The organism is Pseudomonas cichorii (assembly GCF_015471405.1).
Lineage (GTDB): Bacteria > Pseudomonadota > Gammaproteobacteria > Pseudomonadales > Pseudomonadaceae > Aquipseudomonas > Aquipseudomonas serbiensis.
Map to the genome: position 1 here is coordinate 41760 of NZ_BLVZ01000011.1, position 12446 is coordinate 54205.

The following is a 12446-nucleotide window of genomic DNA, read 5'->3' on the forward strand; positions in this document are numbered from 1 at the left end:
ACGCTACAAACTCCGCCGGACATTCTCCGGCAGATAATCCACATACTTTCTGTCGGGATTTTTTCGACAGTTTTCCAGAATGCCCGGAGTCGCGTTAATAAACTCCATGACCAGCGCCTCCCGCGCATCGGCTGAAAGAAACTGCTGTATGACATGCCCACTTGAAAGGTAGTGCTCCGTTCGGGTCAAGATATCCGCCTTATAAGACGAACCCTTTTCCCGCCAGTTTTCATCTCTTTCTTTAATAAGCTGACGGCATGACACCTTCTTTAACTCGACATTGGCGGTAAGCGACGGTCCTTTATGCGGCCGCCCTAAATAGCTGTATGTGACCTTCACCACTTCGCCCTCAGGATTGGGGCCTGACGGCGTCCAGGGCTCGAAACGCCATTGCTCTATAGCCCGCTTGGTTGCAGCGACGAATCTTGGCTCGGTCGAATCAAGTACCTCAAGGAATCGAACCCCGCCATCGGCCTGAATAAAGATCCGTACGACAACATCGCCTTTTACACGTGAACCGCGCAGCTCTTCTGGATACTCGATATCCGGCATAAACAATGGCACCGGGTATGAGTCCGCAGCTTTTGCACAGCCCGCAAACAAAAAACCTGTAAACAACAACGCACCCAGCCCATGAGGTTTTCTCGACATTCACAGCGCTCCTTGCAAGACGCTGGGTACATAGTCGGTCTGTGTCAAACCACTCAACAGACTCTTGATGGAAACGGGAAGGTAGTCCCCATAGCTGTGCTCTGGATTAAGCCGGCAGCGTTTCACAATCTCTGGTATCGATTGCCCCAACTGCTCAAGCAAGACTTTTCGCTCATCTTCACTGCGTAAAAGAGCGGCATAGCTGCTGAACAGGAACTGACCGGTGTACCAGAACACGTCGACTTTATTCAAAGGCTCCTCCGGGAAGTCCCTTGTTTGCGTATCGACTTCGTTATTCACATAAGCACAGCGGATATTGCTCAGGCCGACATCAATTTCATCATTGAAGTGCCTGCTTCCGTGAGAGCCAAAAATGACAGGGACCATAATGCTGACTTGCGAAGGCGCGCCAATGGCTCCGATCCATGGGCGATAACGCCATTGGGCCAAGGTCCACACAGCGGCTTCAGTCAGTTCTGGATGCCCGCTTTCTATAGCCCGAACGTCCTGCACATTGCCGCTGGAAGTCACCACCAGCTGGACTCGCACCTTTCCGGTGTATCGGCTCCTGATCAAGGCTGGCGGGTACTCGGGCCTGGGCGTAAACAACGGGACCAGCAAGGCATCGGCAGACTGCACCGACAGCGGCAGCAAAAGAACCAAAACAAACACGAAAAGCTTCATCCATAACCTCTACAAACCGCGATATGAACGCCTGCATGGCGTAGCGATCGCGATAGTAGAAGCCTCCCTCAGGGCGCATAAGGACACGAAATCCCATTGCCGCGTAGGACCAATCCCAAACAAATCAGGCAGCGCAAACCAAAATCCGATGTTCACAAAAGAACACGAACAGCCTCACATTTCCTACTGAACTTTCAGAAAAAGCACTGCTTTTTTCTGTAACGAAAATGTAATATTCGCATTCGCAAAAAATAAAAACCCGGAGCGTCTGCATGTTTGCGTTTTTCCGTCCTGCCAAGCACCTGGCACCCATACCCGAAGAAAAGGTCGATAGCACTTACCGTCGTCTGCGCTGGCAGATCTTCGCCGGTATTTTCATCGGTTATGCCGGTTACTACCTGCTGCGCAAGAACTTCTCCCTGGCGATGCCTTACCTGATTGAGGAAGGCTACACACGCGGGCAACTGGGGGTGGCGATGTCGGCCATTGCGATTGCTTACGGCCTGTCGAAGTTCTTGATGGGACTGATTTCGGACCGGTCCAACCCACGCTATTTCCTGCCGTTCGGGTTGCTGGTGTCGGCCGGGGTGATGTTCATTTTCGGTTTCGCGCCCTGGGCGACGTCCAGTGTCACAATCATGTTTGTGCTGCTGTTCATAAACGGCTGGGCACAAGGCATGGGTTGGCCACCGAGCGGGCGGACGATGGTGCACTGGTGGTCGCAGAAAGAACGCGGCGGTGTGGTTTCGGTCTGGAACGTGGCGCATAACGTGGGTGGAGGCCTGATCGGCCCGCTGTTTCTGCTGGGCATGGGCTGGACCAACGACTGGCACGCGGCATTCTATGTGCCGGCAGCCGTAGCCTTGCTGGTAGCGGTATTCGCTTTCGCGACCATGCGCGACACGCCGCAGTCGGTCGGTCTTCCACCGATCGAGCACTACAAGAACGACTACCCGGAAGGCTACGATGCCAGCCATGAAGAAGAATTCAGCGCCAAGGAAATCTTCGTCAAGTACGTGCTGCGCAACAAACTGCTGTGGTACATCGCCCTGGCTAACGTGTTCGTCTATCTGCTGCGCTATGGCGTGCTGGACTGGGCGCCAACCTACCTGAAAGAAGCCAAGCACTTCACGGTCGACAAGACTTCGTGGGCCTATTTCCTGTACGAGTGGGCGGGTATTCCGGGCACGCTGCTGTGTGGCTGGATGTCGGACAAGATCTTCAAGGGCAACCGTGGCCTGACCGGCATGGTGTTCATGTTCCTGGTGACCATCGCAACGCTGGTGTACTGGCTGAACCCGGAAGGCAACCCGACCGTCGACATGATCGCTCTGGTTTCCATCGGCTTCCTGATCTACGGTCCGGTGATGCTGATCGGCCTGCAAGCGCTGGAGCTGGCTCCCAAGAAGGCTGCCGGTACTGCGGCAGGTTTCACGGGGCTGTTCGGTTATCTGGGCGGCTCGGTCGCAGCAAGTGCGGCGATGGGTTACACCGTTGACCACTTCGGCTGGGATGGCGGTTTCGTGCTGCTGATCGGTGCCTGCATCCTGGCGATGGCGTTCCTTGCGCCAACACTACGTCACAAGCAGGTTGCCAGCACGTCCCGGGAAGCTTGAGTCAAAGTGCAACCGGGTTAGACCGGCAACGCTTCAGCCGCGCCTCCAGATTCAGGTCTGGCATGGCGTGGCTACGCAGGGCGTTGGCGGTCTGCTCCACGTAATCGCGGGTGGTGCCATACCGTCCGCTCGCGCTGGCCAGCACCTGGCTCAGCACACTGTCCGGCAGGTTGCCCGCGTAACTGGGCAGATGCCGCTCCAGCACAAATCCCAAAGCCTGTACCTGGGTGCCATCTTCAAGACGGCAGCTCAGCCAGTGCGGTCGATAAGAGGGATAAGGCATCTCGCGCTTCCAGAGCGCAAACAGGGACTCTTCAAGGCATTCATCCGGCAAGCGATAGGCGAACCCCGTGCAGGAGCCGCCACGATCCAGACCGAATACCAGGCCGGGCACTTCGGGTGTGCCCCGATGCTCGTGGGACCACAGATACAAACCGCGATGGTAGCCGTGAACGCGCGCGCGCTGACGCTCGACGGCCTTGCATTCAGGACGCCAGATCAGCGAGCCATAGGCGAACAGCCAGACAGGGCCGCCCTTGTGGCGCCGCATGGTGGCATTCATCGATGCAAGCAATTGCTCACGGGTCAGTTGCGGGCCAAGATCGATTACTGGCGGATATTTCAGACCAAGGCCGTCATGTACGGCCGCCGCCAATTCATTGATTGGATTGTCCATTTGCCTCCCTGACAGCCTGGCTGTCAGTCATAACCGAGCCCTGAGGACCCGCTCATGGATAAGCGGCGCCAAGGTATCGTGGTGCGGGTCTTGCTGCAGGCCGGGGCCTGTGTTGCGAAAAAGCATACGATGATGTTTTTCATCGCTATAAGCTATAAGCGAATGAAAAAAATTGCAATCCGGTTACAAGGCCGCCAGTCAGAAGCTATGCGCGAGGCGCGTAGGCAAAAACGTCAGCACGCATCTGATGAGCGTCCATTCCGGCACCCACCAAGGCATCGAGGGTCGCGTAGATCATGGCGGGCGAGCCGCTGCCATAGACATGGATCGAGGACAGATCGCTGATGTCATCGCGGACCGCTTCATGCAACATCCCACAGCGCCCTTCCCAACCACAAAGGTCGCTGACGACCTTGTGCAGGAACAGGTTGGGCAGCGTTGCCCACTCGTCCCAATGCTGGATTTCGTAAAAATCCTCGGGACGGCGCACGCCCCAGTACAGATGCACCGGATGGCTGAAGCCCTTGGCGCGGCAATGCTCGATCAGGCTGCTCATCTGCGCCATGCCCGTGCCAGCCGCGATCAGTACCAGCGGACCATCGGGCAGGTCGGCAAGATGGGTATCGCCAAAAGGTAGCTCGACCCGCGCCATGGCATTGCGTTGAAGCTGTTCGATCAGCGTGCGGGCACTGGCCTCACGGACCAGCACATGCAATTCCAGGTCACGCCCCTTGTGAGGCGCCGAAGCCAGCGAGAAGGCGGATTTTTCGCCGTTCTCGCGCTCGAGCATCAGGTATTGCCCGGCGTGATAGCGGGGCAGCTTGCCAGCTGGAGCCCTCAGGCCGACCCGCCAGACATCGCCGCCCACTTCAACGCACTCGCTGAGCTGGCAGGCAAACGTGCGCACCGGCAACTGGCCAAGGGGCAGTACCGCATCCCACAGCACTTCGCAGGTTTCCAGCGGCTCTGCCAGACAAGTATAGATTTCACCGTGGGTCAGCTCATCACTGGCCTGTTTCACGCGCCCCTGCACCAGCAGCGCCGAGCAGACATGACAATTACCGTTGCGGCAGCTCTGGGGGCATTCATAGCCCAGGCGCTGTGCAGCATCGAGAATCCGCTCGCCCGGCAGGGTTTCCAGCACTGCACCCGACGGCTGCAACGTTACACGCATCAATCTATTCCCAGTTGATTCCAGATTTCATCGACCCGACGTGTCGTCGCCTCGTCCTTGACGATAGCCCGGCCCCACTCACGTGTGGTTTCACCCGGCCATTTATGCGTTGCATCCAGCCCCATCTTGGAACCCAGACCAGAAACCGGTGAAGCGAAATCCAGGTAATCGATCGGCGTATTTTCGATCATAACCGTGTCGCGCTTGGGGTCCATGCGCGTGGTGATGGCCCAGATCACGTCGTTCCAGTCACGAGCATTGATGTCGTCGTCGGTGACAATAACGAACTTGGTGTACATGAACTGTCGCAGGAACGACCAGACACCCAGCATCACGCGCTTGGCATGGCCCGGGTACTGTTTTTTGATGGTCACGACGGCCATGCGATAGGAACAGCCTTCGGGCGGCAGGTAGAAGTCGACGATTTCCGGGAACTGCTTTTGCAGGATCGGCACGAACACTTCGTTCAGCGCCACGCCCAGAATCGCCGGTTCATCCGGCGGACGGCCCGTGTAGGTGCTGTGGTAGATCGGCTTGATGCGATGGGTGATGCGCTCGACGGTGAACACCGGGAAGCTGTCCACTTCGTTGTAATAACCGGTGTGGTCGCCATAAGGACCTTCATCGGCCATTTCACCGGGATGAATCACACCCTCAAGGACGATTTCGGCACTGGAAGGCACTTGCAGGTTGTTGCCACGGCACTTGATCAGTTCGGTGCGAGTGCCGCGCAGCAGGCCTGCAAACGCATATTCGGACAGGCTGTCAGGCACAGGCGTCACGGCACCCAGAATGGTCGCCGGGTCCGCGCCCAGGGCAACGGCTACGGGGAACGGCTCGCCGGGATGCTTGATGCACCACTCCTTGAAGTCCAACGCACCGCCACGATGGCTGAGCCAGCGCATGATGACCTTGTTACGCCCGATCACCTGCTGGCGATAGATGCCCAGGTTCTGGCGTTCCTTGTTCGGCCCACGAGTGACCGTCAGACCCCAGGTGATCAGCGGAGCGACATCGCCGGGCCAGCAGGTCTGGACGGGCAGCATGTTCAGGTCGACGTCATCGCCTTCGATGACGATCTCCTGGCACGGCGCATCCTTGACCACCTTGGGGGCCATGGAGATGACTTTCTTGAAGATAGGCAGCTTTGACCAGGCATCCTTCAGGCCTTTGGGCGGCTCCGGCTCCTTGAGGAAGGCCAGCAACTTGCCGATTTCCCGCAGCTCGTCGACGGATTCGGCGCCCATGCCCATGGCGACACGCTCCGGCGTTCCGAACAGGTTGCCCAACACCGGGATGTCAAAACCGACCGGCTTTTCAAACAGCAGGGCCGGGCCTTTGGCGCGCAGCGTACGGTCGCAGATTTCAGTCATTTCCAGCACAGGGGAAATGGGCATCTGAATGCGTTTCAACTCTCCGCGCTGCTCAAGCTGCTGCACGAAATCCCTTAGGTCCTTGAACTTCATTAACCTGGCCACTTATTCAAATAGGTGCACATCGTACCTGCTCTGCAGATTCGTGGCAGCCATGAGCAGGCACAGGAGTGAATTTATTCTGGAAAGCGGGACAGGCCAAAGACGTGAATGTCATTCGTGGGAAGCAGCTTGCTGGCGACTTCCTCGTACAGCCGCAGAATATCTGCCGGTTTCAGGCCTTTTTCGCCAGCAAGCTGCCTCCCACAAGTTTTTTGTGCCTTAACTGATCAGCACTACTTCCCCAGACGACCATCAAAAAAAATGGCGCCCCGAAGGACGCCATTTTCTGTTCAACCTGTCAGTTACTTGCGTTTCATCGACAGGAAGAATTCATCGTTGGTCTTGGTCTGCTTGAGCTTGTCGACCAGGAACTCGATGGCAGCGACTTCATCCATAGGATGCAGCAGCTTGCGCAGGATCCACATGCGTTGCAGTTCATCGTCAGCAGTCAACAGCTCTTCACGGCGGGTGCCGGAGCGGTTGATGTTGATGGCCGGGAACACACGCTTCTCTGCGATCTTGCGATCCAGAGGCAGCTCCATGTTGCCCGTACCCTTGAACTCTTCGTAGATCACTTCGTCCATCTTCGAGCCGGTTTCAACCAGCGCGGTGGCGATGATGGTCAGCGAGCCGCCTTCTTCAATGTTACGCGCAGCACCGAAGAAACGCTTTGGCTTCTCCAGGGCGTGAGCATCGACACCACCGGTCAGTACCTTGCCGGAGCTTGGGATCACGGTGTTGTAGGCGCGGGCCAGACGAGTGATGGAGTCGAGCAGGATCACGACGTCCTTCTTGTGCTCGACCAGACGCTTGGCCTTCTCGATCACCATTTCAGCAACCTGCACGTGGCGGGTTGGTGGCTCGTCGAACGTGGAAGCAACCACTTCGCCGCGTACGGTACGCTGCATTTCGGTCACTTCTTCAGGACGCTCGTCGATCAGCAGAACGATCAGATGAACTTCCGGGTTGTTGCGAGTGATGTTCGACGCGATGTTCTGCAACATGATGGTCTTGCCCGCTTTCGGCGGCGCAACGATCAGACCACGCTGGCCTTTACCGATTGGAGCACACAGATCGATCACGCGACCGGTCAGGTCTTCGGTGGAACCGTTACCGGCTTCCATCTTCATGCGTACGTTCGGGAACAGCGGCGTCAGGTTCTCGAACAGAATCTTGTTCTTGGCGTTTTCCGGACGATCGAAGTTGATCGTGTCGACCTTGAGCAGGGCGAAATAACGCTCGCCTTCTTTCGGCGGGCGGATCTTGCCAACGATGGTGTCGCCGGTACGCAGGTTGAAACGACGGATCTGGCTAGGCGAGACATAGATATCGTCCGGGCCTGCGAGATAGGAAGCATCCGCGGAGCGTAGGAAGCCGAAGCCGTCCTGGAGGATCTCCAGCACGCCATCACCAGAAATTTCCTCGCCGCTTTTGGCGTGCTTTTTCAGCAGGGAGAAAATCACATCCTGCTTGCGCGAACGGGCCATATTTTCTATGCCCATCTGTTCGGCCATTTCGAGCAGATCGGTAATCGGCTTTTGCTTGAGTTCAGTCAGGTTCATATGGGAATGACGTAATCATGTATGGAGGGAAATTAAGCTTTTGGCTTAATGAGGCCGCGCCGCAGAGAAGGCGACAGGATCGCGTACTAAATCGAAAGGAGAGCGTCGGCGACGGCTTGCAGGGGGCAATGGAGAATCCATTGCGGGGCCGAATGTACCACTTGATTTTCCAGGCGTCTAGTACGACGCCAGAAAAAACCCCGCTATTCGCGGGGCTTTAGATACATCAAAGATGGGCGTCGAGGAAAGCAGCCAGTTGCGACTTCGACAAGGCGCCTACCTTGGTGGCTTCGACGTTACCGTCCTTGAACAGCATCAGGGTCGGGATACCACGCACGCCATGCTTGCCCGGGGTATCCGGATTCGAATCGATGTTCAGTTTGGCGATGGTCAGACGGCCTTCGTAGGTGCTGGCGATTTCGTCCAGAACCGGGGCAATCATCTTGCACGGGCCACACCACTCAGCCCAGTAGTCAACAAGCACAGGGCCCGCAGCCTTGAGGACATCGGCTTCGAAGCTGGCGTCGGTGACGTGTTTGATCAGGTCGCTACTCATGGAGTTCTCCGAGGTCGTAGGCTAAAAACGACGCTCATCATAGCGGGCCTGATGCCATTCAGGAAGCCGAGGATCATTGAGTCTGGCTATCGGAACCCATGAATATGGTTATAGCCCCGCATTTAGCTGGCGGGTGAAACGAAGACGATACCCGTGCGCAATGCAGCACCACGGATATGTTCCTGCATGGCTTTTTGCGCCGGACCGGAAGCATGCCGGGAAAGGGCCCGCAAAATCTTGCGATGTTCCTGCCAGGTTTCCATGACTCTTCCTGCACGAATGAAAGGCATTTTCTGACTTTCGAGGAAGATATCGGCACCTGCGGTCACAATTCCCAACATGGCCTGATTGCCACTGGCGACCAGAATGTGGCGGTGGAACTCGAAGTCCAGCCTGGACGCCGCCTCGAAATCCCCGGCGCGCAACTCCAGGCGCATGGCTTCGACATTGTCTTCCAGTACGTCCCGCTCGTCGGCGGTCAGGGTGACAGCGGCCAGACCAGCGGCAAAGCCTTCCAGCGCATAACGCAGTTGAAACGTATCCGCTGGAGAAACCCGGGCATCGAAAGGCCAGGAAAAACCGGCCGTGCGCTGTTCTGGTTCAGAAATCGACTGAATGAAAACCCCTTTGCCCGGCTGCACACTGACAATTCCCAAGGCACTCAGCGATGACAAGGCCTCGCGCAACGAGGCTCGACTGACGCCCAGCAAAACCGCCAGATCCCGCTGCGAGGGCAGGCTGTCGCCAGGTTTGTAGCCTTGCTCGGCAATCAGTTTGCGGATTGCTCGAAGAGCCGATTCAGGTACTGCGAGTGAGTTTTGCGGCATCACTGTTCAGGCCAGTCAGTCCAGTAAAAACCCCTTTTATCGCCATCTTCATCATCCGGCAAGCGACGCCCAGCGCTGGGGCGGCGTGGCTTTCAGGCGCGCCAAAGCAGGGCACCCGACAAACCAACTGTTCAGACCAGTAAGACCAAATTCGGCCCGAAAAGCCCGAGTTATGGCACAAACAGAATGACTGGCATGAGCTGTGCACTACGGGACAAGCCAACATCTTTCGTTCCGTTCGGAGATTTCCCATGACCAAGCGTTACAGCGCACTGCTTACTGCCTTGTTTGCCAGCCTGATGCTGAGCCAGACCCCTGCCCATGCCAACGGTCTGGATGACGTAGTAGCGCGCGGCACCTTGAAAGTCGCTGTACCTCAGGACTTCCCTCCGTTTGGTTCGGTCGGCCCGGACATGAAACCACGCGGCCTGGATATCGACACCGCACAACTGCTGGCCGACAGACTGAAAGTCAAACTTGAGCTGACGCCGGTCAACAGCACCAACCGCATTCCCTTCCTGACCACTGGCAAGGTCGATCTGGTGATCTCCAGCCTCGGCAAGAACCCGGATCGCGAGAAGGTCATCGATTTCTCCCGCGCCTATGCACCTTTCTATCTGGCGGTGTTCGGCCCACCTGATGCCCCGATCAAAGACATCAATGACCTCAAGGGCAAGACCATCAGCGTGACCCGTGGCGCTATCGAAGATATCGAACTGACCGCTGTCGCTCCCGAAGGCGCAACCATCAAGCGATTCGAAGACAACAACTCGACCATCGCCGCCTACCTGGCTGGCCAGACTGACCTGATCGCCAGCGGCAACGTGGTGATGGTCGCCATCAGCGAGCGCAACCCGAAACGCATCCCGGCCCTGAAAGTGAAGCTCAAGGATTCGCCGGTCTATGTCGGCGTGAACAAGGGCCAGCCGGAGCTGCTGGGCAAGGTCAACGAAATCCTCAACGCTGCCAAGGCTGACGGTTCGCTGGAAAAAGCTTCCGTGACCTGGCTCAAGCAGCCGCTGCCAGCCGATCTTTGATCACTGCGTTCTGATCACAGGATCCGCCAATGGCTTATCAATTCGACTTTACACCGGTCCTGCAAAGCGCTGATCTCTTGCTGCGCGGGGCCTTGTTCACGCTGGAACTGACTGCCATTGGCACGTTGCTCGGGGTTAGCCTGGGCATCGTTGGCGCAGTCGTGAGGGCCTGGAAGATCCAGCCGTTCGCCACGATCTTCGGCATCTATGTCGAGCTGATCCGTAATACCCCGTTTCTGGTCCAGCTGTTTTTCATCTTCTTCGGCCTGCCATCGCTTGGCATGCAGATTTCGGAGTGGCAGGCAGCCATTCTGGCGATGGTCATCAACCTCGGTGCCTATTCGACGGAAATCATCCGTGCCGGCATTCAGGCGATCCCCAAGGGTCAACTGGAAGCCGCCGCGGCACTGGCCATGAACCGCTACGAAGCGTTTCGTTACGTGGTGCTCGCACCCGCGCTGAGCAAGGTCTGGCCGGCACTGAGCAGCCAGATCATCATCGTGATGCTCGGGTCGTCGGTCTGCTCGCAGATCGCCACCGAAGAGCTGAGTTTTTTCGCCAACTTCCTCCAGTCGCGTAACTTCCGTGCCTTCGAGACCTACATCGTTACCACGCTGGTTTACTTGTGCATGGCGTTGCTGATCCGGCAATTGCTGGCCTGGATCGGACGTCGCTACATATCGAGGAGCCGCTGATGGATTTCACCCTTTGGGACATCCTGCGCAACCTGCTGACCGGCCTGCAATGGACAGTGGCCCTCTCGCTGGTAGCCTTTATCGGCGGCGGCCTGATCGGCCTGCTGGTGATGGGCATGCGCATCTCGGACAAAACCGGGCCACGGGTCGCAGCCACTCTTTATATAGAACTGTTCCAGGGCACGCCGCTGCTGATGCAGTTGTTTCTGGTGTTCTTCGGCGTTGCGCTCATGGGCGTGGATATTTCCCCATGGGCCGCTGCAGCTCTGGCTTTGACGCTGTTCACCAGTGCCTACCTGGCCGAGATCTGGCGCGGCTGCGTCGAATCGATTTCAAAGGGCCAGTGGGAAGCTTCCGCCAGCCTGGCGATGACACCCCTTGAACAGATGCGTTATGTGATCCTGCCGCAGGCACTGCGCATCGCCGTGGCGCCGACGGTCGGTTTCTCGGTGCAAGTGGTCAAAGGCACTGCCGTGACCTCGATCATCGGCTTCACCGAACTGACCAAGACCGGCAGCATGCTGGCCAACGCTACGTTTGAACCCTTCATGGTCTACGGCTTCGTTGCCCTGGGCTACTTCATCCTTTGCTACCCCTTGTCGCTCTGTGCGCGCCATCTGGAAAGGAGACTGCATGCCTCTGCTTAGAATTTCCGCCCTGCATAAATACTACGGCGACCATCACGTACTCAAAGGCATCGACCTTTCTGTCGAAGAAGGCCAGGTCGTGGCGATCATCGGCCGTAGTGGCTCGGGCAAGAGCACGCTGCTGCGCACGCTCAACGGGCTGGAGTCGATCAACGATGGCGTGATCGAAGTCGATGGCGAATACCTGGACGCAGCCCGCGCAGACTTGCGCACGCTGCGACAGAAGGTCGGCATGGTGTTCCAGCAGTTCAACCTGTTTCCGCACCTGAGCGTTGGCGAAAACGTCATGCTCGCGCCTCAGGTCGTGCAAAAGGTGCCCAAGGCCGAAGCCGCAAAGCTGGCCAGACAAATGCTGGAACGGGTCGGGCTGGGCGAGAAGTTCGATGCCTTCCCTGATCGTCTTTCCGGCGGTCAGCAGCAACGTGTAGCCATCGCACGGGCACTGGCGATGTCGCCCAAGGTACTGCTGTGCGATGAGATCACCTCGGCTCTGGACCCGGAGCTGGTCAACGAAGTCCTCAGCGTCGTGCGCCAGCTGGCTGCCGACGGCATGACCCTGATCATGGTGACCCACGAAATGCGCTTCGCCCGTGAAGTGGGTGACAAGCTGGTCTTCATGCACCAGGGCAAGGTGCATGAGGTGGGCGACCCGAAAGAACTGTTCGCCAACCCGAAGACCCCGGAACTGGCAAATTTCATCGGCTCGGTGGAGCACGCCTGATCCAGCCATTGTTAAAGGGCTTTGCAGGAGCGGATTTATCCTGGCAGCAGTCGCAGATTTGCGAGCGCTTCGCACTCGATCGCGGATAAATCCGCTCCTACAGAATGCTTGATGGGAGCAACATC

The 12446-nt window shown here is 57.5% G+C and carries 13 protein-coding genes; 5 read left to right on the forward strand and 8 right to left on the reverse strand.

The annotated features are described in order from the left end of the window. Positions 1-3 precede the first annotated feature (3 nt). Positions 4-651, reverse strand: a complete 648-nt coding sequence (locus JL015_RS18065; protein ID WP_201001158.1) for an energy transducer TonB — start codon at positions 649-651, stop codon at positions 4-6. After that, complete coding sequence (locus JL015_RS18070) at positions 652-1335, reverse strand: energy transducer TonB (RefSeq protein ID WP_201019418.1); 684 nt, start codon at positions 1333-1335, stop codon at positions 652-654. A 272-nt stretch (positions 1336-1607) separates the two neighbouring features. On the opposite strand from JL015_RS18070, the gene glpT reads away from it, so the two are divergent. Beyond that, the gene (gene glpT, locus JL015_RS18075) at positions 1608-2951 is read left to right on the forward strand and encodes a glycerol-3-phosphate transporter (protein WP_201001154.1); all 1344 of its coding nucleotides are present in this window, start codon (positions 1608-1610) and stop codon (positions 2949-2951) included. Position 2952: 1 nt separating this feature from the next. On the opposite strand, the gene JL015_RS18080 is transcribed toward glpT, so the two are convergent. The 6 genes from JL015_RS18080 to JL015_RS18105 all read right to left on the reverse strand — a co-directional run bounded on the left by JL015_RS18080 (position 2953) and on the right by JL015_RS18105 (position 9221). Next, the gene (locus JL015_RS18080) at positions 2953-3627 is read right to left on the reverse strand and encodes a gamma-glutamylcyclotransferase (protein WP_201019419.1); all 675 of its coding nucleotides are present in this window, start codon (positions 3625-3627) and stop codon (positions 2953-2955) included. Positions 3628-3832: 205 nt separating this feature from the next. Further along, positions 3833-4801 (reverse strand): CDP-6-deoxy-delta-3,4-glucoseen reductase, encoded by a 969-nt coding sequence (locus JL015_RS18085; RefSeq protein WP_201019420.1) that lies wholly within the window; start codon positions 4799-4801, stop codon positions 3833-3835. After that, complete coding sequence (gene ubiD / locus JL015_RS18090) at positions 4801-6267, reverse strand: 4-hydroxy-3-polyprenylbenzoate decarboxylase (RefSeq protein ID WP_198728142.1); 1467 nt, start codon at positions 6265-6267, stop codon at positions 4801-4803. Before ubiD ends, JL015_RS18085 begins: the two co-directional genes overlap by 1 nt. Before the next feature lie 311 nt (positions 6268-6578). Beyond that, a complete protein-coding gene (rho, locus tag JL015_RS18095; protein WP_025257997.1) occupies positions 6579-7838 on the reverse strand; it encodes a transcription termination factor Rho in 1260 nt (419 codons plus the stop codon). A gap of 226 nt (positions 7839-8064) precedes the next feature. Continuing rightward, a complete protein-coding gene (gene trxA, locus JL015_RS18100; protein WP_201001146.1) occupies positions 8065-8394 on the reverse strand; it encodes a thioredoxin TrxA in 330 nt (109 codons plus the stop codon). 122 nt (positions 8395-8516) lie between these two features. Beyond that, a complete protein-coding gene (locus JL015_RS18105; RefSeq protein ID WP_201001144.1) occupies positions 8517-9221 on the reverse strand; it encodes a FadR/GntR family transcriptional regulator in 705 nt (234 codons plus the stop codon). 251 nt (positions 9222-9472) lie between these two features. Here JL015_RS18105 and JL015_RS18110 point away from each other — a divergent pair, with 251 nt between their 5' ends. The 4 genes from JL015_RS18110 to JL015_RS18125 are packed head-to-tail and all read left to right on the forward strand — an operon-like array spanning position 9473 to position 12321. Then, entirely contained in the window at positions 9473-10258 is a 786-nt protein-coding gene (locus JL015_RS18110; protein WP_201001142.1) for a transporter substrate-binding domain-containing protein, read from the forward strand. Positions 10259-10287: 29 nt separating this feature from the next. Then, a complete protein-coding gene (locus JL015_RS18115) occupies positions 10288-10953 on the forward strand; it encodes an amino acid ABC transporter permease (protein ID WP_201001141.1) in 666 nt (221 codons plus the stop codon). Beyond that, entirely contained in the window at positions 10950-11600 is a 651-nt protein-coding gene (locus tag JL015_RS18120) for an amino acid ABC transporter permease (RefSeq protein WP_201019528.1), read from the forward strand. Before JL015_RS18115 ends, JL015_RS18120 begins: the two co-directional genes overlap by 4 nt. Further along, positions 11587-12321 (forward strand): amino acid ABC transporter ATP-binding protein, encoded by a 735-nt coding sequence (locus JL015_RS18125; protein WP_201001140.1) that lies wholly within the window; start codon positions 11587-11589, stop codon positions 12319-12321. Before JL015_RS18120 ends, JL015_RS18125 begins: the two co-directional genes overlap by 14 nt. Positions 12322-12446: the final 125 nt, after the last annotated feature.